19 protein-coding genes are annotated in these 21,036 nt (G+C 59.6%); 14 read left to right on the forward strand and 5 right to left on the reverse strand.

Going from position 1 to position 21,036, the window contains the following annotated elements:
* The first annotated feature begins 73 nt into the window (after window positions 1-73).
* From CFBP4996_RS01865 to CFBP4996_RS01920, 12 genes are all read left to right on the forward strand, one after another.
* Window positions 74-814 (forward strand): helix-turn-helix transcriptional regulator, encoded by a 741-nt coding sequence (locus CFBP4996_RS01865; RefSeq protein ID WP_020809269.1) that lies wholly within the window; start codon window positions 74-76, stop codon window positions 812-814.
* A gap of 78 nt (window positions 815-892) precedes the next feature.
* Window positions 893-2,116, forward strand: coding sequence for a CmpA/NrtA family ABC transporter substrate-binding protein (locus CFBP4996_RS01870; protein ID WP_080852589.1), 1,224 nt, complete (start codon window positions 893-895; stop codon window positions 2,114-2,116).
* A gap of 119 nt (window positions 2,117-2,235) precedes the next feature.
* Window positions 2,236-3,366 (forward strand): Mrp/NBP35 family ATP-binding protein, encoded by a 1,131-nt coding sequence (locus CFBP4996_RS01875; protein ID WP_080852588.1) that lies wholly within the window; start codon window positions 2,236-2,238, stop codon window positions 3,364-3,366.
* A 340-nt stretch (window positions 3,367-3,706) separates the two neighbouring features.
* The gene (locus CFBP4996_RS01880; RefSeq protein ID WP_162935922.1) at window positions 3,707-4,684 is read left to right on the forward strand and encodes a magnesium transporter CorA family protein; all 978 of its coding nucleotides are present in this window, start codon (window positions 3,707-3,709) and stop codon (window positions 4,682-4,684) included.
* 15 nt (window positions 4,685-4,699) lie between these two features.
* Entirely contained in the window at window positions 4,700-6,619 is a 1,920-nt protein-coding gene (locus CFBP4996_RS01885; protein WP_020809266.1) for a potassium transporter Kup, read from the forward strand.
* Between the two features lie 282 nt (window positions 6,620-6,901).
* Window positions 6,902-8,065 carry a cell wall hydrolase gene (locus CFBP4996_RS01890; RefSeq protein WP_035261814.1) on the forward strand — a complete coding sequence of 388 codons (1,164 nt, stop codon included), beginning with the start codon at window positions 6,902-6,904 and terminating at the stop codon, window positions 8,063-8,065.
* 270 nt (window positions 8,066-8,335) lie between these two features.
* Window positions 8,336-8,701: an AtpZ/AtpI family protein gene (locus CFBP4996_RS01895; protein ID WP_080852586.1), complete on the forward strand. Its 366-nt coding sequence runs from the start codon at window positions 8,336-8,338 to the stop codon at window positions 8,699-8,701.
* 60 nt (window positions 8,702-8,761) lie between these two features.
* On the forward strand, window positions 8,762-9,511 hold the full coding sequence (locus CFBP4996_RS01900; RefSeq protein ID WP_003521045.1) for a F0F1 ATP synthase subunit A: 750 nt from the start codon (window positions 8,762-8,764) through the stop codon (window positions 9,509-9,511).
* Between the two features lie 72 nt (window positions 9,512-9,583).
* The gene (locus tag CFBP4996_RS01905; protein ID WP_003494147.1) at window positions 9,584-9,811 is read left to right on the forward strand and encodes a F0F1 ATP synthase subunit C; all 228 of its coding nucleotides are present in this window, start codon (window positions 9,584-9,586) and stop codon (window positions 9,809-9,811) included.
* A gap of 79 nt (window positions 9,812-9,890) precedes the next feature.
* Window positions 9,891-10,532, forward strand: a complete 642-nt coding sequence (locus CFBP4996_RS01910) for a F0F1 ATP synthase subunit B (RefSeq protein ID WP_059760786.1) — start codon at window positions 9,891-9,893, stop codon at window positions 10,530-10,532.
* A gap of 1 nt (window position 10,533) precedes the next feature.
* Window positions 10,534-11,019, forward strand: coding sequence for a F0F1 ATP synthase subunit B (locus CFBP4996_RS01915; protein WP_020810758.1), 486 nt, complete (start codon window positions 10,534-10,536; stop codon window positions 11,017-11,019).
* Window positions 11,020-11,265: 246 nt separating this feature from the next.
* A complete protein-coding gene (locus CFBP4996_RS01920) occupies window positions 11,266-13,164 on the forward strand; it encodes an AAA family ATPase (protein ID WP_162935921.1) in 1,899 nt (632 codons plus the stop codon).
* 202 nt (window positions 13,165-13,366) lie between these two features.
* Here the strand turns inward: CFBP4996_RS01920 and CFBP4996_RS01925 are convergent, their stop codons facing one another.
* Both CFBP4996_RS01925 and CFBP4996_RS01930 read right to left on the reverse strand, forming a co-directional pair.
* Window positions 13,367-14,020, reverse strand: coding sequence for a ribonuclease HII (locus CFBP4996_RS01925; RefSeq protein ID WP_080852584.1), 654 nt, complete (start codon window positions 14,018-14,020; stop codon window positions 13,367-13,369).
* 336 nt (window positions 14,021-14,356) lie between these two features.
* Window positions 14,357-15,514, reverse strand: a complete 1,158-nt coding sequence (locus CFBP4996_RS01930; protein WP_020810756.1) for a PA0069 family radical SAM protein — start codon at window positions 15,512-15,514, stop codon at window positions 14,357-14,359.
* A gap of 287 nt (window positions 15,515-15,801) precedes the next feature.
* On the opposite strand from CFBP4996_RS01930, the gene CFBP4996_RS01935 reads away from it, so the two are divergent.
* Complete coding sequence (locus CFBP4996_RS01935) at window positions 15,802-16,320, forward strand: glycosyltransferase family protein (protein WP_003521054.1); 519 nt, start codon at window positions 15,802-15,804, stop codon at window positions 16,318-16,320.
* Between the two features lie 13 nt (window positions 16,321-16,333).
* On the opposite strand, the gene CFBP4996_RS01940 is transcribed toward CFBP4996_RS01935, so the two are convergent.
* The 3 genes from CFBP4996_RS01940 to CFBP4996_RS01950 are packed head-to-tail and all read right to left on the reverse strand — an operon-like array spanning window position 16,334 to window position 19,457.
* Window positions 16,334-17,767, reverse strand: coding sequence for an FAD-binding oxidoreductase (locus CFBP4996_RS01940; protein ID WP_080852583.1), 1,434 nt, complete (start codon window positions 17,765-17,767; stop codon window positions 16,334-16,336).
* A 50-nt stretch (window positions 17,768-17,817) separates the two neighbouring features.
* The gene (locus CFBP4996_RS01945; RefSeq protein WP_080853237.1) at window positions 17,818-18,795 is read right to left on the reverse strand and encodes an L-threonylcarbamoyladenylate synthase; all 978 of its coding nucleotides are present in this window, start codon (window positions 18,793-18,795) and stop codon (window positions 17,818-17,820) included.
* A 53-nt stretch (window positions 18,796-18,848) separates the two neighbouring features.
* Window positions 18,849-19,457 (reverse strand): DUF6656 family protein, encoded by a 609-nt coding sequence (locus tag CFBP4996_RS01950; RefSeq protein WP_003521058.1) that lies wholly within the window; start codon window positions 19,455-19,457, stop codon window positions 18,849-18,851.
* 332 nt (window positions 19,458-19,789) lie between these two features.
* On the opposite strand from CFBP4996_RS01950, the gene CFBP4996_RS01955 reads away from it, so the two are divergent.
* Entirely contained in the window at window positions 19,790-21,034 is a 1,245-nt protein-coding gene (locus CFBP4996_RS01955; RefSeq protein ID WP_059760874.1) for an aromatic ring-hydroxylating oxygenase subunit alpha, read from the forward strand.
* Window positions 21,035-21,036: the final 2 nt, after the last annotated feature.

Genomic DNA, 21,036 nt, shown 5'->3' on the forward strand with positions numbered 1-21,036 from the left:
AACATCCGCAACAATTTCCGGGCAAGGGCGGGCCTTTGCGGCGGCATTTTCTCATTCTCGAAGAACAGCTTTGATGCAGAAAACAGAGACGGCCGCCGTTCAGTCGATTGGTGTTGATTGCGTTCGCGAGATCGCCGATCTCAACACGCAATTCGATATATTCCGGTTTTTGAAACGGCTGACGGAGGCCTGGGAATTCAAGGCTTTCATGGTGCTCGACCTGTCTTCGGAAGTGGCGAGCGAACTGTCGCAATATACGATCATCACCAGCTGGCCGGCCGAGCTTCTGCAGCGTTACGATGAAGAGGGCATGCTCCAGACCAGCCGGGTGATGGCGCAGTTGAAAAAATCGACCGTCCCCTTTTCCGTCTCCATGGATTTTCTGGTCAGAGGCGACGGAGAAATCGCCAAGAAAACCGTAATCAACCTTTTCGAACGGTTCGAGATGATCAATTCGGTCTGGTTTCCCGTTCACGACATCACCATGCGACGGGGCGCGGTATCCTTTTCCGGCAACAAGACGGCTGTGCCCGCCAGCCGGCTTGCGGAGCTTTTTTACATTTCCAGCCATGTCTTTGCCCGGCTGTCTGAAATCCGTCGCCTCGATCTCAGGGTTCCCGAAACCTTGAGCGAGCGGGAGATCGACTGCCTGAACTGGACCGCCGCCGGCAAGACCAGTGCCGAAATCGCTGAAATCATGATGCTGTCGGAACATACCATCAATCATTACCTGAACCGCGCGACGAAAAAACTCGACACGGTCAACCGCACCCAGGCCGTCGCAAAAGCGCTGCGGGTCGGCTTGATAAAATAGCGAAATCTTAATTTTATCATTGTGATAAACCGCTTCCTGGGCGATCCTCTTTTCGAATCACCGGAAAGGAGAAATCGTTTGCCGGAACGGCATAAGGTAAAAGCAGGATTTTCTCCGACTATCGATTGCGCCGTGCTGATAGCCGCTGCCGAAAAAGGCTTTGCTGCCGATGAAGGCATAGAACTCGAACTTTTCCGAAAACAGTCCGCCCGCGCCGTGCTTGCGACGCTTGGCGAGGATGGCGTTCACGTCGCACATCTGCCCGCCCCGGTTCCGGTCGGCTCCGCTGTCGGCCTCGACGATCTGCCGGCCGATATTGTCGGCGTTTTCACGCTTTCCCTCGGTGGATCGGCGACGACCGTTTCTCACGGATTTTATGACGAACTCTACCGCGAAGGGCTGAAGCTGCCGGACCCGGCGGCTTTTGGACGCGCCATGGCCCGTGTCTGCGCCGCGCGCCGGGCGGCGGGGAAAAATCCGCCGGTCTTTGCGGTCGAGGATATCGTCTCCACGCCGTTTTATGCGCTGCGTTACCTGCTCGGCAGCTGCGGCGTGCTGCTCGGCCGGGATATGGAAATCGTCGAGGCCCTGCCGAAGGCGATGCCGGCGCTCCTGGAAAGCGGCAAGGTCGATGCGCTCTGTACCGCCGAACCGGCGGGCAGCGCCGTGGTGCTCGGCGGCGCCGGCCGGATCGTCACCACCGGGGCGTTGATCTGGCATAATGCGCCGGAAAAGATACTGGCTACGAAGAAGCGCTGGGCGGAGGACAATCCCGCCCTTCTCGAAGGGCTGTTGCGTGCCCTTTACCGTGCCGGCGAATGGTGCGCCAATGCCGCCAATATCGAGGAACTGGCCGGCATCCTCGCCGCCCCTCAATATATGGATGAGAACGGCGAATTCCTGCTGCCGGCGCTGACGGGCTATATTTCCACCTCGCAGCGGGACATGCAGCGTTTTCAGGAGTTTTTCGTGACCAGCGCCAAGGCCGCCAATTTCCCTTGGCAGAGCCAGGCCCTGTGGTTCTTCAGCCAGATGTTGCGCTGGGGCGAGGTTTCCGCCGATTACCGGTTCGATCCCGCCATGGTGGAGGCGGCCCGCAACGCCTACCGGCCGGATATTTTCCGCAAGGCGATGAAGCCGCTTTTCGTGCCGGTGCCGGGCGCTAATCTGAAGCTCGAGGGCACGCTGCGTGAGCCTGTTCATGTCGGCGCATCCCGCACGGGTCTGGTGCTCGGCCCCGACTGTTTTTTCGACGGCCATGTTTTCGATCCGGAAACGCTCGAGATGGACGACGAAATCTGAAACCGCAGCGTTAAATCGTCGCGAATGCCGGACTGTCGCGCTTTGGCATTGGCGAAGCGCTCCGGCTTGTCTATGGATGGCACGCAATACCCGGTCGGATGATGAAGCGGAGCAGGAATATGGCAGAGGTCAGCAGGAGCCAGGTGGAAAAGGCGCTGGAAACGGTGATCTATCCCGGCAGCGGCAAGAGCATCGTCGCACTCGGCATGGTCTCGGAAATCTTCATCGCCGATGCGAAGGCCTATTTCTCGATCACTGTCCCGGCCGACAAGGCTGCGGAGATGGAGCCGTTGCGGCTTGCCGCCGAACAGGCGGCCAAAAGCGTGGAAGGTATCGTTGGCGCAGTCGTGGCGCTGACGGCCGACCGCAAGCCCGGCCAGCAGCAACCCGCACCCGCGCGCCCCGCCGCCGCAACCGGCCGGCCGGCCCAACAGCCCGGCTCGTCGAAGGTGGGCGTACCGGGTGTGCGGGCCATCATCGCCGTCGCCTCGGGCAAGGGCGGGGTGGGCAAGTCGACCACCGCGGTCAATCTGGCGCTCGGCCTCCAGTCGCTCGGCCTCAAGGTCGGCATGCTCGATGCCGATATTTATGGCCCCTCGTTGCCGCGACTGCTGAAAATTTCCGGCCGCCCGCAGCAGCAGGAAGACCGCATCATCCTTCCCATGGAAAATTACGGGCTTAAGGTCATGTCCATGGGCTTTCTGGTGGATGAGGAAGCCGCGATGATCTGGCGCGGGCCGATGGTGCAGTCCGCCCTCATGCAGATGCTGCGCGAAGTGGCCTGGGGCGAACTGGATGTGCTGGTGCTGGACATGCCGCCCGGCACCGGCGATGCGCAGCTTACCATCGCCCAGCAGGTGCCGCTCGCCGGCGCCGTCATCGTTTCCACGCCGCAGGATCTGGCGCTGATCGACGCACGCAAGGGCATCACCATGTTCCGCAAGGTGGAGGTTCCGCTGCTCGGCGTCATCGAGAATATGAGCTATTTCATCGCGCCCGATACCGGCGCGCGCTACGATATTTTCGGCCATGGCGGCGCGAAGGCGGAGGCCGAAAGGATCGGCGTGCCCTTCCTCGGCGAAGTGCCGCTCACCATCTCCATCCGCGAAATGTCGGACGCCGGAACGCCGGTCGTCGCCGCCGAGCCCAATGGCCCGCAGGCCGCGATCTATCGCGATATTGCCGAAAAAGTCTGGGCCCGCATCGGTGCGGGCGAGAGAAAAGCGGCGCCGAAGATCGTTTTCGAATAGTGCGGCAATCATGGACACAAAATCGGGCAGGTGTCTGACCGATTTGAATAATCCTTTGAAAACAGAAGATTAATCGCCAGTATCGGGCAGGCTTTCCGGATTTGAACTGCAGAAATGCTTCGCCTGCAATGCTGTCGAGAAAAAATATTGCTTGATTGCATCTCGCTTTGGGCGCATACGCCTGCGCCGTTTGGCTCTTGGTCCATCGGGCTGGCGAGATTGTGAAAATCCCGCTCGTTCCGGCGTTCCCTGAAGTGTCGTCCAAGGGTTTGCCGAGCGCAAACAGGATATGTTAAGCAGCATTGCGGCTGAAGCCTGCAATGTGGAGCGGAGAAACGGATTGATAAAAGCCTATCGCACCAATTGCGAGGCGATCAGCCTGTCGTCAGACGACGGCTCCGGACAGATTCCCGACGACATCGTCTGGATCGATCTCGTCAATCCGGACAGGGCGGAAGAGCAGCATGTGGAAAAGCTGCTGGGGCTCGATCTGCCCACCCGCGAAGATCTGAAGGATATCGAACCCTCCAGCCGGCTTTATATGGAAGACGGCAATGTCTTCATGACCGCCTCCCTGGTGTGGAAGGCGGATTCGGACGATCCCCGTCTCACCGACGTCGCCTTCATCCTTGCCGGCAAGCGTCTGGTGACGATCCGTTACGCCGAGCCGAAATCCTTCCATCTCTTCATTGCCGCCATCACCCGCGTTCCGCACGAGATGCGCAGCGGCGCGGCGCTGCTCCTGAAGCTGCTGGAAACCATCGTCGACCGCACGGCGGAAATTCTCGAAAACTCGGTTACGGGGATCGACAATCTCGCCGCCGACATTCTCGGCAGCCAGGCTCGTTCCAAACGCAAGGCGCCGCGCTATCTCGAAGACCGCCTCGGCAACATCGCCGCCTATCACCGGCTGATATCGAAGGTCCGCGTGAGCCTTGCATCTCTGGCGCGCCTTCAGACCTTTCTGTCCACCAGCGATCAGGTGCGCGAAGACAAGGGCGCGCGGGAGCAGGGCAAGTCGATCGGGCGCGATATTCAGTCGCTGAACGAACATGCCTCCTTCGTTTCCGGCAATCTGACCTTCCTGCTGGACGCCTCGCTTGGTATCATCAACATCGAGCAGAACGGCATCATCAAGATTTTTTCCATCGCTTCGGTGGTGTTCCTGCCGCCGACGCTGGTGGCCTCTGTCTACGGAATGAACTTTCAGCTCATGCCGGAGTTGAACTGGACATTCGGTTATCCGCTCGCGCTCGTCATCATGCTGATGTCCGCCATCATCCCGTTTCTCTTTTTTCGTTGGAAGGGCTGGCTCTGAGGAGCCAGGATCATCATGTCCCAGATCGCTGACAAGGATGTTGCCGAGAAACCGGATGCGGATGACGAGCACAAGAACAAGGGGCTTTACGCCGCGATCCTTGGTTCCATCGGCGTCGTCTATGGCGATATCGGCACCAGCCCGCTCTACGCCTTCCGTGAGGCCCTGCGGCCCATCGCCTATGATGGCGTGACGCAGGAAGAAGTCATCGGCCTCACATCGCTGATGATCTGGTCTTTGACCATTATCGTCACCTTCAAATACATTACCCTGCTGCTGCGCGCCGACAATGACGGCGAGGGCGGCACGCTGTCGCTGCTGGCGCTGCTGATGAAGACGGCGGGCACCCATCGCGGCGTTCTCATCGTGCTCGGCCTCATCGGTGCGGCGCTGTTTCTGGGCGATGCCATGATTACCCCGGCGCTTTCGGTGCTTTCGGCGGTGGAGGGCCTGAAGCTCGTCACGCCGGAAATGGACGCCTTCATCATCCCGATCTCCGTCGGCATTCTCATCGGCCTTTTCGCCATCCAGTCCCACGGCACGGGCACGGTGGCGAAATTCTTCGGGCCGATCACCGCCGTCTGGTTCATCGTCATGGGTCTGGCCGGTCTCCTCCATATCGCCGATGATTTCAGCATCCTCTTCGCCTTCAACCCGTGGCATGCGGTGGAGTTTCTGGCCAGTGAAGGCTTCTACGGCATCGTTGTGCTTGGTGCGGTTTTCCTGACGATCACCGGGGCGGAAGCGCTTTACGCCGATCTCGGCCATTTCGGCCGCCGTCCCATCCAGTGGGCGTGGTTCTGTCTGGTTTTCCCGGCATTGACGCTGAATTATCTCGGGCAGGGCGCACTGGTGCTGAAAGACCCGGCGGCGATGTCCAATCCCTTCTATCTGATGTTCCCGCAATGGGCGATCCTGCCGGCCGTCATTCTGGCCACCGCCGCCACCATCATCGCCAGCCAGGCGGTCATAACAGGTGCGTTTTCGCTCGTGCGTCAGGCGATCCATCTCGGCTACCTGCCGCGCATGGAAATCCTCTTCACCTCGGAAACCAATACCGGGCAGATTTACCTGCCGGCCGTCAACACCATCCTGCTGTTCGGCGTCGTGGCGCTGGTGCTCACCTTCAAGAGTTCGGATGCGCTGGCCACCGCCTACGGTATTTCCGTCACCGGCGCGATGGTCGTCACCAGCCTGATGTTCTTCGAATTCGTGCGCAAGCGCTGGCAATGGTCGGTCTGGCTGGCCATTGCCGTGCTGGCCCCGCTTCTGGCGCTGGAGCTGATCTTCCTCGGCGCGAACCTCCTGAAGATTCACGATGGCGGTTATGTGCCGGTGCTGCTGGCAATCGCCTTCACCGTCATCATGACCACCTGGCAGCGCGGTTCGAGAATCCTCTTCGCCAAGACCCGCCGCATCGATGTGCCGCTGAAGGCTTTCATCGCCTCGGTGGAAAAGGAAAGCGCCCATGCGCCGGTGCGTGTGCCCGGCACGGCGATCTTCCTCACCGGCGATCCGGAAGCAGCCCCGGCCGCACTGCTGCACAATCTCAAGCATAACCACGTCCTTCACGACAAGAACGTCATCCTGACGATCCGCACCGAAGACCAGCCCCGCGTTCATCCCGCAGATCGTTATACGCTGACGAAGATGAGTGAGCGCTTTGTCGTGGTCGAACTGCATTTCGGCTTCATGGAAACCCAGAACGTCACCCAGGCGCTGGGTTATCTCCGGCGCACCGGCTACAAGTTCGACATCATGTCGACCTCGTTTTATCTCGGCCGCCGCAAGCTGGTGCCGGATCCGAAATCGGGCATGCCGGGCTGGCAGAACCGCCTGTTCATCGCGCTGGCCGAAACCGCCGCCGACCCGTCCGATTATTTCCGCCTGCCGGCCAACCGCGTGGTGGAACTGGGTTCGCACGTCGTCGTCTGACGACGTGGGCATGCCCTCAATTTAGCTGGGCGGTCTCCTTCTTTCCGTCATACCGGCCTTGGGCCGGAATGACGGATGTGGAGATGCCCTGCGGGACAGTTATGATCGGCACATGCGAACGCGACTCCACGCCACGGCATTAGAGGATGGTTACACATTAACGTGAAGCCGCGTCCGCGCGCGGCGTTAACCAAGCATCAAGGTTAATAAGAGATTCTCGAACACCTGTAGCAAATATGGTTGTCGGTGTTCGGAGTGCTGGTTTTGCGTTCGAAAAGAGTAATGCGTCGTCGGTCCCCCGTGTCCCTTCAGGGGTGGGCGTCAAAATGGACCTCGCCCGTCGTCTTCGGCCTTGCCGCCTGGCTCGTTTTTCCCTCCCTCGCTGCGCGCGCGGATCTGGCCTCGCTTCTGGCCGGTCTTGATAATGGCGGCGAGCAATGGCGCATGGTGCTGACGGCCTCTCCGGCGGGCTCGGTGCACAATGCCTCGCTCACCTTTAACGATGCGGCAGGGGAGGCGGCGCTGCAGGGCGGCGGCATGACCCTGCCCAATGGCAGCAAGGTCGCCTTCGTCACCAACAAGAAGGGCGAGGCAACGACGCCCGACAGCGAGCGCGTCAATCGCGCCGCCAAGAAGGGCCGTATCGTCGCCACCGAAATCATGCAGCCGCCCAAAGCCTTCACCGCCGGTTCCGTCCTGCAACGCACCAGCATGCTGGATATCGAGCCGCTGAAGCGCAAGGACCGCACCGCTTTCGTCAAGCCGAAGCGCGGCAAGGACGTGGAACTTGCCTCCTTCTATTTCCGTCGTGAGGAAAAGAAGGCGGACAGAAGCGTCTCGCCGATGCTGGCCGAGCTCATCACCAATCGCACGCCGGATATTCTCGCCACGGCCTATGCGCCGGCCGAACCGGATTTCGCCCGCGAGTCGCCCTTCGACGCCATTCTCAAAAAGCCCGAGGCCGGCCGTTTCGTGCCGCAGATCGCCGAGGACGACCACGCCTGGGCAGCCACCCCGCTGCCCGCCACCGTGTTTTCCGCAGCCGAACAGCAATGCCTCGCCTCCGGCATCTATTTCGAGGCGCGCGGAGAATCGGTGAAGGGGCAGGCGGCGGTGGCGCAGGTCATTCTCAATCGCGTGCGCAATCCCGCCTATCCGAAAACCATCTGCGGCGTCGTCTATCAGAACAAGGACTGGCGTAACCGCTGCCAGTTTTCCTTCGCCTGCGACAATATCAAGGACCGGGTGAATTCCGAACGCCACTGGAAAATGGCGCGCGAAGTGGCCATGGCCACCACCGCCGGCAAAATCTGGATGAAGGAAGTGGGTTCGGCAACCCATTATCACGCCGTTTATGTGCGTCCCGCCTGGGGCCGCACGATGAAGAAGGTCGGCAGAATCGGATTGCACGTCTTTTACCGTACCTATGGTGGCGGCTGGAGCTGATACCACCGCCGATTTATCGCATTTTGCGTGTCAAAAATGCCGATTCCCCGGTGAAACATCGCCGCCAAACCGCGATTTGATGTCAAGCTGTTGTTTTTGCATGATTAATTTGTGTCAAAACAACCGCTCGCAGTGCCTTGACTAGAGAAGCCCCTAAAACTATGTTGCGCGCGACTTCAGAGCGGGCTGGAACAGGCTTAATCCGTCACCGTTTACAACTCCAAAGGGTTCTGGCATGGCTGGAACGGAGAAAATGGGTGGGATTTTAAGATGACTGGCAACCGTGACGATAGTCTGGACGAGCGCCGCAAGCGCCTTGCTGACGAGTTGGCGAAGGTGAAGGCGGAGGATGAGGCGGAAGTGAGGGCGGAGACCAACGCTGCGGAAACCCGAAAGGGTTTTGCGATGGCGGTTAAGCTCTCATCGGAGTTCATTTCGGCCATCGTGGTCGGCGCTATGCTGGGTTATCTTCTGGACTATTTTGCCGGCACGACGCCGTGGGGGATGATCGTTCTTCTTCTTCTCGGTTTCTGCGCAGGCGTATTGAATGTGTTGCGCTCGACCGGCGCGGTGGCCAAGCCGCCGCTGCTGGAGAAGGCGGACAGACGAGACGAGGGTGGAAAAGGCGGCGTTTAAGCTGTTTTTTCTTGCAGTTGAGATGCCGCGACAGGCGGCGACAGGTAAAGAGGGCAGCCGGTGGCAAACGATCCGACCCATCAGTTCTTGGTGCAGCCGATCATTCCGATCGAAATTGGCGGCGTCGATTTTTCCTTCACCAATGCGTCGCTCTTCATGGTCGCGACCGTGGCTGCCGCTTCCGGTTTCCTTTATTTCGCAACGTCGAACCGCGGTCTGATCCCGACCCGCATGCAGTCCGTCGCTGAAATGTCCTATGAATTCATCGCCTCCATGCTGCGCGAAGGCGCCGGCAAGAAGGGCATGGTGTTCTTCCCATTCGTATTCTCGCTGTTCATGTTCGTGCTGACGGCGAACCTTCTCGGCATGTTCCCGTATTTCTTCACGGTCACCAGCCAGATCATCGTCACCTTCGCGCTCGCCTGCCTCGTCATCGGCACGGTCCTGGTTTACGGTTTCTGGAAGCATGGCCTGCATTTCTTCGGCATTTTCGCCCCCTCGGGCGTTCCCAAGGCGCTTTTGCCGCTTGTGGCGTCGATTGAAATGATCTCGTTCCTGTCGCGCCCGATCAGCCTTTCGGTTCGTCTTTTTGCGAACATGCTGGCCGGCCACATCACGCTCAAGGTTTTCGCAGGCTTCGTCGCCTCCATGAGCGCGCTCGGCGCGCTCGGTGTCGGCGGTGCTGTCCTGCCTCTCATCATGACGGTCGCCATGACCGCTCTCGAATTTCTCGTTGCCTTCCTGCAGGCTTATGTCTTCGCGGTACTGACTTGCATGTACCTGAACGACGCCGTGCATGGTGGTCACTGAGAAGTAAAGTCGCTGGCCCCGGCAACGGGCGTCAAAAACAGCCGCAACAACCAATATCTCAAGGAGTCTCACATGGAAGCGGAAGCAGCAAAGTACATCGGCGCAGGTCTCGCATGCCTCGGCATGGCTGGTACGTCCCTCGCACTCGGCCGTATCTTCGGTGATTACCTGTCCGGCGCACTGCGCAACCCCTCTGCTGCCGACAGCCAGTTCGGCCGTCTGGTATTCGGCTTCGCCGTTACGGAAGCTCTGGGCATCTTCTCGCTGCTCGTTGCTCTCCTTCTCCTGTTCGCTGTTTAATATCGGCATCAGGTCTGGATCACGGCCCGCAAATGGCGTGCCGTGATCCTTCGCATTTGCAGTACCCCTGGAGGTGAGCATGTTCGTGACCGAGGCTTATGCCCAGTCAGCACCGACCGTAGGTGAAACGCATACGGAAACTCCGGCTGTCGGCCAGCCGCAACCGGAAGCCACGCACACGGAAACCGGTGTGGCGCACGGCGCCGAACACGGCGCTTCCGGCGTATTCCCGCCGTTCGACCAGTCTACTTATGCATCGCAGGTTCTCTGGCTGGCGATCACGTTCGGCCTTTTCTACCTGCTCATGCAGAAGGTCATCGTTCCGCGCGTCGGCGGCATTCTCGAAAACCGTCACGGACGCATCGCACAGGATCTCGATGAAGCGGCACGGCTGAAAAGCGAAGCCGACGCTGCCGTCGAAACCTATGAAAAAGAACTCGCGGCAGCCCGCGCCAAGGCAGGCTCCATCGGCGCTGCGGCCCGTGACGCCGCAAAGGCGAAGGCCGATGCCGACCGCGCCGCTATCGAAGCCGGTCTTGCCGAAAAGCTCGCCGCCGCCGAAAAGCGCATTGCCGGCATCAAGGAACAGGCATTCGCCGATGTCGGCGCAATCGCCGAAGAAACCGCGACCGCGATTGTCGACCAGCTGGTCGGCGCCAAGGTCAAGGACACGGACGTCAAGGCAGCGATTGCCGCCGCTTCGAACGTGAAGGGAGCCTGATATGGCATTTGATGCATCATTTTTCGCTCTCGTCGGTCTCGTCCTCTTCTTCGTTCTGGTTGCCTATCTCAAGGTTCCCGGCATGCTCGCCAAGTCTCTGGACGAGCGCGCGCAGAACATTCAGGACGAGCTGGCCGAAGCCAAGCGCCTGCGCGAAGAGGCCCAGCACCTGCTGGCCGAATATCAGCGCAAGCGTAAGGAAGCCGAGGCGGAAGCCGCAGGTATCGTTGCCGCCGCCGAGCGCGAGGCAGCAGCCTTGACGGAAGAAGCCAAGCAGAAGACGGAAGAATTCGTCGCCCGCCGCACGGCCCTTTCGGAACAGAAGATCAAGCAGGCCGAAGACGACGCCATCGGCGCCGTCCGCGCCGCCGCCGTGGATATCGCCATTGCCGCTTCCGAGAAGCTCATTGCCGAAAAGACCACCGCCGCCGCAAAGGCCAAGCTTTTCACCGCCACCATCGGCGAAGTGAAGTCGAAGCTGAACTGAGATTTATCTCGGTATTGTTCAAAGCCCCTCCGGCGCAAGCCGAGAGGGGTTTTTTGTTTGGGCTCTGGAGGTTGGTTTGGGATGTGTCGCCGGGGCCATAATTGGCAGCTCCTTTTGCGTCGGGCTATTCACGTGCGAGCAGCTTGATCAAAGGACTATCAGTAGTGGGCAATATCGCTGCCCGTCTTGTATTCGCACCAACAGTTATTCTAGGCTCGATCAATTCTGCAGTGAAGGGGCGCGCTGGTGAAATACAAACGATTTCGAATTAAGAACTTCAAGGGTATCAAGGACACCACAGTGGAACTGCAGGGTTTCGCGAACGCGTCGGTTTTTGCGTTCGTTGGCCTAAACGAAAGCGGCAAGACAACCATCCTCGAAGCCATTCACAGTTTTTCACCTGAAAGTGCCACGAGCCAGCTTCTTAGCGGAGAAAAAGGAGTGGGGGTTCCTTTTAAGGACCGAGTTCCCCGCCATCAACTTTCCAACTTCAGCGGTGACGTTTCTGTTGCTGCGACAGTATCGGTAGACGAGAGGGACAAAAAGGCAATTATTGCCGAAGCCCTAAACAAGAAAAACTTACATCTCGATCCCGACCAATTTCCGGACGAAATCAATTTTGAGCGGCAGCAACGGTTCAAAGACGGCGATTTTCAGCAGACCTACTTCAGCCTTCGGACCCCATTTTGGGTTCGCGGAAAAACCCAACGAAAGTGGCGGAGGCCGACCGACGCTGAAGAGCACGAGCTCAAATTGCTGATGTATGGTTACACCCCAGATATTTCGTATTTCCCGACATTTGTCTTCGACTTCCCAGAGCGCATCTATCTCACAGATCGCGGCAAGCCTCTCGACAAATTCTACAAAACTGTATTTCAGGACATTCTTGATTATGACGGCAAAGGTTACACGATTGAGAAGGACATCGTCAGGCGCGTGCGCCACGAGGACCTGATCACCACTTGGGTAAACTTTCTCGCAAGTTGGGCTGGACTCGATGATGGTGAGAAGATTCAGCATGTTATGGACCGCGCTAGCTCAACCGTCACGTCGACCGTCTTCGGCCGTTGGAACAAGATTTTTGGGGAAGACGCCAAAGGCAAAGAGGTCGTCATCACGTTCGGTCTGGACGAGGGACAAAAAGAAGACGCGAAAGGCGCTTTGACAAAGACGCAAGAGCACGACATTTATATTCAGTTTAAGGTGCGAGATGGAACGCGGCGCTTTGCTGTCAACGACCGGTCGCTGGGTTTTCGCTGGTTCTTTGCCTTCATGTTGTTCACTCAGTTCCGCGTCGCTCGTTCAACAACGCGTCCACTACTGTTTTTGTTTGACGAACCCGCGTCTAACCTACACGCGGCAGCCCAGCAAAAGCTGATCGACTGCTTCCCGGCGATCGCGAAGGGAACCCATGCTCTGGCATACACCACCCACAGCCACTACATGATAGAACCCAAATGGCTGGAGCAGACTTACATTGTGACAAACCGGGCAGATACGCCGACTGACTCCGTCCTCGACGCCATATCCCTCGATGATGAATCGCTAGACATTCAAGTGAATTCCTATCGTTCATTCGTGAATAAGAACCCGAGCAAAACAAGTTATTTTCAGCCGATCTTGGATAGGCTTGAGGTTGTTCCATCGCGCTTTGATATCAAAAAGTCCGCGGTGATTCTGGAGGGCAGGTCGGACTACTACATCTTGAGATATGCTGCAAAACTGTTAAAAACTTCTGGTCTACCTTTGATGCCGGGCATGGGCGCAGGAACGTTCGGAGCGCTTGCTGCGATGAACGTCGGCTGGAACCTGGACTTTCTCTTTCTGCTTGATGGCGATAAGCAGGGCAAGTCTGAGCGTGACAGATATGTATTGGAGTACGGAATCCCTGTTTCGCGTATTCTCACACTCAGTGACATCCAGAGCGACATAACTGAAATCGAAGATCTTGTGGATAGCGAAGCAGTTGCGGTTATTGCGGACCTTACAAAATCCAAGGGTAGTCCAACGAAACCGCAGATTAAGCGGTTCTTCCAGGAATCTCTTGCGAGTGAGAGTATCGTCGACCTCGGTAAGCACTTCTCGGTCAAATCAGCATCTGTTCTCAAAGCTTTGACGGATCGTATGAGCGAGAAAAAATCTTGATACCAGGGATGTTCCGGGCTGGTGACAGGCCTGGAGCTAACACGTCGGTTCTGAGGAGTTGAAAAATGCGCTTTGAGTTCGGTCTGTAGAGGCCGTGCATCTGCCAAGCGGCCGGTGCTATTAGTCTAGCTACTCAAAGTTGTCTTGCTACTCTCGGCCTCATAGTGGGTGTTATGGCTTAACCTTGATTACCCCGCCAAAATCAATCCCGCTTCAGCGGCCTGAAACTCATCCGGTGCAGCGGGCAGGGCCCGTGGCTTTCTATAGCGCGTAGATGGGCCGGCGTGCCGTAACCGGCATGGCCTTCAAAGCCGTAGGACGAATGCACCACACCCGCGCGTTCCATCATCCGGTCGCGGGTCACCTTGGCGATGATCGAGGCGGCGGCGATGGAGAGGGAGCGGGAATCGCCCTTGATGACGGTTTTGGCCTCGCAGGCGATGCCGGGCGGACGGTCGCGGCCGTCGGCCAGCACGAGGGCAGGGGAAATTTCGAGACCGAGCACGGCGCGGCGCATGGCGTCGAGGCTGGCGCGCAGGATATTCATGCTGTCGATCAGGCCGGGGCCGGAAGAGGCGACGGATACGATCGAGGTTTCCATGATCTGTACGAACAGGCTTTCCCGTTTCTGCTTCGTCAGCTTCTTGGAATCGTCCATCCCCTTGGGAATATTGTCCGGATCGAGAATGACGGCTGCCGCAACCACCGGTCCGGCCAGAGGTCCCCGGCCTGCCTCATCCGTGCCGGCCACGGGCCAGAGGCCCTTCTTTTTCGCTTCCAGTTCGAAGGAAAAATCCGGACCGGTATCGGCAAGATCAAAAAGAGCAGGAGAATCGGGTGTGGCCGTGCGTTTCATGCGGCGAAACTGGCACACACACCCGATCTCCTGCAAGCCCCCGGAAGCGGGCGATGACAGGCGCGGTGAGCCGGGGTCAAGGGGCGTGGCTCACCGTGCCCCGAAGGTCATCATGACCTTTGATCCTCCAACGGGGCGGCGGAGGAAAAACGATCGCACGCGAGGCGGCGGTTCCGGGGGCGATGTCCGGCGGGCCAGGGAAAACCCACCGGGCATTTCGTGGGAGTGTGGCCGGTCCAAAAAAGAGGCGGCCGCTCCCTGTCATATTCTGCCTGATATCGCCGCACGTTCCGTATGGTGCTTGGATCAGGCGGAGTTCTTTTCAGCATCGGTCTTTCAAAGCAGCGACAATTGCACGCCTGCACCGCCCGGCGGCACGAAGAGATCGTCGCGCAGGTGGATGCCGCGGCGGATGAGGCCAAGCCTTTTCGTCGCCATCTCGAAACGCCTGCCGATCTGCCAGGCATAGGGGCCGGCGCCCTTCATGCGTTTTCCGAATTCCGCGTCGTAGTCCTTGCCGTCGCGCATGGAGCGCACCAGCGACATGACATGACGGTAACGGTCCGGATAGTTGCGCAGCAGCCAGTCGCGGAACAACGGGCTCACCTCCAGCGGCAGACGCAAAAGCACATAAGACGCTTCGGTGGCGCCGGCGGCCTTGCCGGCCTCGAGAATACGCTCGATCTCATGATCGTTGAGCGCCGGGATGACAGGCGCCATCATCACGGCCACGGGAATGCCGGCCTCTGTCAGCGCCTTGACGGCTTCCAGCCGCTTCTCCGGCGTGGCGGCGCGCGGTTCCATGTTGCGCGCGAGCTTCCGGTCCAGCGTGGTGACGGAAATACCGACCTTGGCGAGCCCCTTTTTGGCCATGGGCGCCAGAATATCGATATCCCGCTTGATCAGCGCCGATTTGGTGACGATGGCGACGGGATGATCGGCCTTGGCCAGCACTTCCAGTATCTGCCGCATGATGCGCCATTCGCGCTCGATCGGCTGATAGGGATCGGTATTGGTGCCGATGGCGATCACCCGCGGCTTGTAGCCCGGCTTCGCCAGTTCCCGTTCAAGCAGCTTTGCCGCATCCGGCTTGGCGAAGAGCTTGGCTTCGAAATCCAGCCCGGCCGAAAGCCCCATATAGCTGTGCGTAGGGCGCGCAAAACAATAGATGCAGCCATGTTCGCAGCCGCGATAGGGATTGATGGAGCGGTCGAAGGGGATGTCGGGCGATTCATTGCGGGTGATGATGCTGCGCGGCTTTTCCACCTGCACTTCGGTGCGGAATTCCGGCATGTCCTCGAGAGTCTGCCAGCCATCGTCGAAAACTTCGTGCTGCAGGGTCTCGAAGCGTCCATCCGGATTCAGCCCGGCGCCACGGCCGCGACGACGGTCGATCTCGATGCGCAGGCCGGATGCATCGGCCAACGCATTGGCAATATCCGGCATATGGCTCGGCTGGAAGGCAGCCTGCCCCGAAAGCGTATGGTTTCTCATCTGGATGCTCCCAGGACGCCGCACGCCTCTCAAGGCACGCTCAACGCCCTAAACCGTTTCCATCCGGACAGGCTTTCAACCGCCTTCCGAATGATTAAATTCCTACATCAGGAGTGAGAACAATACAAGAACAAAATTGCAAATTCGGCTCGTTCTCCAGAGATGGATGTGAGCGCGACAGGCACGGCCACGTCTGGAGACTGCGCGGTCTGTGGCAAGGACAGCCCTGGATTTTACCGCAATGAGCATAGTGGCAATTTATTGTGCGATGCGTTAGAGCTATGCAGATGTTGACAGTCATAATGGAATGCCGGGATCACGAGCCGGAACTGGCGCACACCTTGTCTGCGCTTGTAACCGGGGCCGTGGAAGGGCTTGTAAGCGATGTTGTGATTCTCGATCACGGTTCGCGCGATGGATCGTCGCGCGTCGCCGATGCCGCCGGCTGCCGTTTTTATGGGCAGTGGGACATTGAAGACGTCGTGAAGTCCGCACGCGGCGGCTGGCTGCTTCTGATCGAGCCGGGCGCGCGCCCGCAGGCGGGCTGGATCGACGAGATTCTCGAATATGTGGCGATCTGCGCGCAGCCGGCGCGTTTCTCGCCCTCGCGCTATCACCGGCGCAATGTCTTCAGCCGTATGCTGCGGCGTATTCCGCCATTGGAACACGGGTATCTTCTGCCAAAGAAGCATGCGGTGTCGATTGCGAAATCGGGCATGAGCCTGACGCAATTTGTCGGCGCGCAGAAACCGCGCCGGCTGAATGCGGAAATGGTGCCCGCCTGGGCGCTGCGGGCCTCGGCCTAACCTCGGGGCCGCTTTACCCGGCCAGAACCTTGCCGGGGTTCATGATGCCGGCGGGGTCGAAAGCGTGCTTGATGCGTCGCATCAGTTCCATTTCGATGCCGGGGCGGATGGCGGCCAGTTCATCGCGCTTCAATTGCCCGATGCCGTGTTCGGCCGAAATGGAACCGCCGAGCGACAGCACGATGCCGTGCACGATCTCGTTCATGTCCCGCCAGCGGCCAATGAATTCTGCCTTGTCGGCACCCACCGGCTGGGAAATATTGTAGTGAATATTGCCGTCGCCCAGATGCCCGAAGGCGCAGACGCGGGCGCCGGGTATGGCGGCAAGAACCGCTTTTTCCGCCGTCGCCATGAATTCGGGTATTTTCGACACCGGAACGGAAACATCGTGCTTGATCGAGCCGCCTTCGGGTTTCTGCGCCTCCGACATGCTTTCGCGCATGTGCCAGAGCGCCTGCCGCTGCGCTTCGGACGCGGCGATCACCGCATCCTGAACCAGCCCGGCCTCAAAACCGCGCTCCAGCAGCGATTGCATCATGCTATCCGCCGTTTCGGCCGAGTCGGAGGTGGAAATATCGATGAGCGCGTACCACTCATGCGGCTGTTCCAGGGGATCGCGCACGCCGGGAATATGCCGGGCGGTGAATTCGACGCCGATTCGCGGCATGAGTTCGAAACCGGTGAGCGCCGTGCCGCAGAGATTGGAGGCCATCTCGAACAGCTTCAGCGCGTCCTCGGTGGAGCTGAGACCGGCAAAGGCCACCTGATGGCCGAGCGGTTTCGGGAAGAGCTTCAGCACCGCACCCGTGATGACGCCAAGCGTGCCTTCGGAACCGATGAAGAGATCGCGTAGATCGTAACCCGTATTGTCCTTTTTCAGCCGGCGCAGCCCGTTCCAGATTTCGCCGGTCGGCAGCACTACTTCCAGCCCAAGGCAAAGCTGGCGCATATTGCCATAGGCGAGCACCGCCGTGCCGCCGGCATTGGTGGCGAGATTGCCGCCGATGCGGCAGGACCCTTGAGAGCCGAGCGACAGCGGGAACATCCGCTCCACGGAATCAGCAGCCTTGTGGATGTCATCGAGAATGCAGCCGGCATCGGCGACGATGATATTGGCGACCGGATCGATATCGCGAACGCGGTTCATGCGCTCCAGCGACAGGATGATGTCCGTTCCTTCGGCACGCGGCGTCTGGCCGCCCACGAGGCCGGTATTGCCAGTCTGCGGCACGATGGCGGTGCCGCTCTCGCTGGCGAGCTTCAGGATGGCGGCAACCTCTTCGACCGAAGCGGGCTTTATGAGCAGCGGCGAGGCGCCGCGATAAAGCCCGCGATTTTCCACGAGGCGCGGCGCCATTTCCGCCGGGTCGCGGACCGCGTTCTTTTCGCCGACAATGGCGGTAAAGCGGTCGAGGATGTCGGAGGAGGGGATGGCGGTGGTCGTCATGGGCGGCGTCTCGCTGTCTTTTGAAACATGGGCGAAAGGATTGGGTGCCGTCAGCCTCGCGGCGCGGCGGCGCGGGAAAGGCGGTCGTTGATCGCCTCTCCGAGACCATGGGTGGGAATGGTGGTGATGGCGATCATGTCTGCGCCGCTCGCATCGGCGGCTTTCAGATAATCGAACAGATTGGCGGCGGCCTCGGAAAGATCGCCGGAAGGGCTGAGATCGAGCACGGTGCGCGCCGTCTCTTCGCCGGCAATGGCGATGCCGCCGAAGCGGATCAGCGCTTCGCCCGGCAGAACCGATGTGGCGTGAAGGCGCACGGCAGCACCCGGCGCGTAATGCGAGGCCAGCATTCCCGGCGCTTCAATGGCGGCGGCGGCTTTTTTCGGCCGTTCAAGCCGTTTGCCGGCAATGCGTTCTATGTCCGCGGTAACGATGCCGCCGGGACGAAGCAGCCGCACCCGGCCATCCTCTTCCACCTTGACGATGGTGGATTCGACGCCGACAGCGGCCGCCCCGCCATCGAGAATGAGATTGATCTTCTGGCCGAGATCCGCCTCCACATGGGAGGCACTTGTCGGGCTGATCTTGCCGGAACTATTGGCGCTGGGGGCGGCGAGCGGCCTGTCGAACCGGCGGATCAGATCGCCGGCAAAACCCTGCGGCACACGAATGCCGACCGTATCGAGACCGGCTGTCGCCAGCGAATGAATGTCGCTTGCCGGTTTCAGCGGCAGCACCAGCGTCAGCGGGCCGGGCCAGAAGGCTTCTGCCAGCTTCAGCGGTATGGGGTCGAAGACGGCGTAACGTTCGGCCATGGCGATATCGGCCATGTGGCAGATCAGGGGGTTGAACTGCGGCCGGCCTTTTGTCTCGTAAATGCGGGTAATCGCCGCCGGATTGGTGGCGTCGGCGGCAAGGCCGTAGACGGTTTCCGTCGGCAGGGCGATGGGCTGGCCGGCGGCAAGCTCCGCCACGGATGCCTGCAGGGCCGTTTCCCGCTCGTTGTCTATATCGATATGACGCGCCATGATGCTGCCTTTCAGGGCGGTCAATAGCGTATTTCAGAGGCTTATGGAAAGTTTTATATCGCCTTGATGATCCTGCGCATCTCCTCGGACCGCGCGCCGAGCATGAGCACGTTTTTCAGCGCCACCCGCGGATCGTGGGTCTGAAACAGCAGGCCGCCGCGATGCACGGAGGTATCGACGGCGAGTTCCTGATCGGGAAGCGCGTTGATGGCGACGGCGAAATACATCCTCGAATAGCGCGCATCGATATTTTCGAAGAAGTTTTCGGCCCCGCTCAGCTCGGCGAAGAAATTCGCGAAATAGAAGGACCAGAGCACATGGCGCTCGGCATCGAAGCTGGTTTTCGCCGCCGTGACGTGACAATAGCCAAGGTGCGGCCGGTCATTGAGCAGATGGTGAAAAACCATCTTCGGAAAACGGATGGACTGGTGAAAGCCGTTCAGGCGGCTGTGGGTGGCATCGGCGGCAGCTTCCAGCTTTCGCCCGGTCAGCGCAGCGACGTCGTCATGGCTGTAATAGACGCGTTCTTTCGGCAGCCATCGTTCTTCATAACGGCTGATGCGCCCTGTCCGCAGGAAATCGGAATGCGCGGTCTTCGAGCGTATCGGTGTGACCGAATGCCTGCTCGCATCGAAATAGCGTATGCGTGTCGCCTTCTCCACCGGGAACACCCTCGTTGCTGTCGATCCGGCAAGATAATTTAGGGCGCGTTAATACTCCGTTGCGCCGCACCCCCCGTTTTTTAATGGGTGGGGAGCAGGACGCGCGCCATCATGCGTCATATTGCGACGTCATTTCCGTCACTGAATAGCTGTCGGATTTCCCAGCGGAATGGGCTGAGAGGGCGAATTGCGCATGTCGCAATTTGTCGCCAATGCGGAAGGTAATGTCGCTGTTTGTGCTGCCGCAAATGAGCGCCGGTGTTTAGATGAGTACATGCTTCCGCAACCCCGCAAATGGTGTCGGGCAGGGCGGTTTGATCGAGGATTTGGCCATGGAATTGCGTGATACCGTATTGCGCCAGCTGAAAAACCGCCGCGAAGGCTTCAGCCTGGAACAGCCCTTCTACACGGACCCGGATTATTTCAAGCTGGATATGGAAACCATCTGGTATCGCGACTGGCTGTTTGTCGGCCATGATTGCGAAGTGTCGAAATCCGGCAGCTATTTCACCGTGCAGGTCGGCGCCTATTCCGTGGTTATCGTTCGCGGTCGCGACGGGCAGATCCGCGCCTTCCACAATTCCTGCCGCCATCGCGGCTCGCGCGTCTGCACTACGCAGAAGGGCCAGTCTGCCCGCCTCGTCTGTCCCTATCACCAGTGGACCTACGATCTCGACGGCAAGCTGCTGTTTGCACGTCACATGGGAGAAGAGTTCGACAAGGGCGATTTCGGTCTGAAGCCGGTCGCCTGCGAAACCGTCGCCGGTTACGTCTTCATCTGCCTTGCCGATCAGCCGGCCGATTTCGAGCCCATGCGCAAGGAAGTCGAAAGTTACATGGCGCCGCACCGCATCTGGGAAGCGAAGGTCGCGCATGAGAGCACGATCATCGAAAAGGGCAACTGGAAGCTCGTCTGGGAAAATAACCGCGAGTGCTACCATTGCGCCGCCAACCATCCGGAACTCTGCCGCACCTATCCCGAAAACCCGAGCGTGACGGGAACGGACGGCGGTGCGAGCGATCCCGAGATCGGCGGCCACTGGGCGCGCTGCGAGGCCGCCGGCCTGCCGAGCCGTTTCAAGATCGACCCCAAGGGCCAGTTCCGCGTCGCCCGCATGCCGCTGATCGGCGAGGCGGAAAGCTACACCATGTCCGGCAAGCGCGCCGTGCGCCGGCCGCTGTCTGACGATGTCAGCATCAGCCATATCGGCGCGCTGCTCCTGTTCCATTACCCGACGACCTGGAACCACTTCCTCGGCGACCACACCATTTCCTTCCGGGTGCTGCCGCTCAGCGCCACGGAAACCATGGTCACCACCAAATGGCTGGTGCACAAGGATGCCGTCGAAGGCGTGGATTACGATCTCGAGGACCTCACCCACGTCTGGAACGAGACCAACGACCAGGACCGCCGCATCGTCGAGGAAAATGCCTTTGGCATTCGTTCCCCGGCCTACGAGCCCGGCCCCTATTCCATGGAGGACGAGGGCGGCGTGATGCAGTTCGTCAACTGGTACTCCGATTTCATGGTCGACCGGCTCTCCGGCGATAAGGCCCGGCTTTCGGCTGTAGCGTGATG

It is taken from the genome of Agrobacterium leguminum, assembly GCF_005144435.2.
GTDB lineage: Bacteria > Pseudomonadota > Alphaproteobacteria > Rhizobiales > Rhizobiaceae > Agrobacterium > Agrobacterium leguminum.

What these genes read in the sequence shown, in the direction of transcription:
- CFBP4996_RS01930 (WP_020810756.1), bottom strand. Translation starts at nt 15,514, where the DNA reads ATGAGAAACCATACGCTTTCGGGGCAGGCTGCCTTCCAGCCGAGCCAT.
- CFBP4996_RS01895 (WP_080852586.1), top strand. Translation starts at nt 8,336, where the DNA reads ATGACTGGCAACCGTGACGATAGTCTGGACGAGCGCCGCAAGCGCCTT.
- CFBP4996_RS01910 (WP_059760786.1), top strand. Translation starts at nt 9,891, where the DNA reads ATGTTCGTGACCGAGGCTTATGCCCAGTCAGCACCGACCGTAGGTGAA.
- CFBP4996_RS01890 (WP_035261814.1), top strand. Translation starts at nt 6,902, where the DNA reads ATGCGTCGTCGGTCCCCCGTGTCCCTTCAGGGGTGGGCGTCAAAATGG.
- CFBP4996_RS01945 (WP_080853237.1), bottom strand. Translation starts at nt 18,795, where the DNA reads ATGGCGCGTCATATCGATATAGACAACGAGCGGGAAACGGCCCTGCAG.
- CFBP4996_RS01875 (WP_080852588.1), top strand. Translation starts at nt 2,236, where the DNA reads ATGGCAGAGGTCAGCAGGAGCCAGGTGGAAAAGGCGCTGGAAACGGTG.
- CFBP4996_RS01905 (WP_003494147.1), top strand. Translation starts at nt 9,584, where the DNA reads ATGGAAGCGGAAGCAGCAAAGTACATCGGCGCAGGTCTCGCATGCCTC.
- CFBP4996_RS01915 (WP_020810758.1), top strand. Translation starts at nt 10,534, where the DNA reads ATGGCATTTGATGCATCATTTTTCGCTCTCGTCGGTCTCGTCCTCTTC.
- CFBP4996_RS01865 (WP_020809269.1), top strand. Translation starts at nt 74, where the DNA reads ATGCAGAAAACAGAGACGGCCGCCGTTCAGTCGATTGGTGTTGATTGC.
- CFBP4996_RS01925 (WP_080852584.1), bottom strand. Translation starts at nt 14,020, where the DNA reads ATGAAACGCACGGCCACACCCGATTCTCCTGCTCTTTTTGATCTTGCC.
- CFBP4996_RS01935 (WP_003521054.1), top strand. Translation starts at nt 15,802, where the DNA reads ATGTTGACAGTCATAATGGAATGCCGGGATCACGAGCCGGAACTGGCG.
- CFBP4996_RS01940 (WP_080852583.1), bottom strand. Translation starts at nt 17,767, where the DNA reads ATGACGACCACCGCCATCCCCTCCTCCGACATCCTCGACCGCTTTACC.
- CFBP4996_RS01955 (WP_059760874.1), top strand. Translation starts at nt 19,790, where the DNA reads ATGGAATTGCGTGATACCGTATTGCGCCAGCTGAAAAACCGCCGCGAA.
- CFBP4996_RS01885 (WP_020809266.1), top strand. Translation starts at nt 4,700, where the DNA reads ATGTCCCAGATCGCTGACAAGGATGTTGCCGAGAAACCGGATGCGGAT.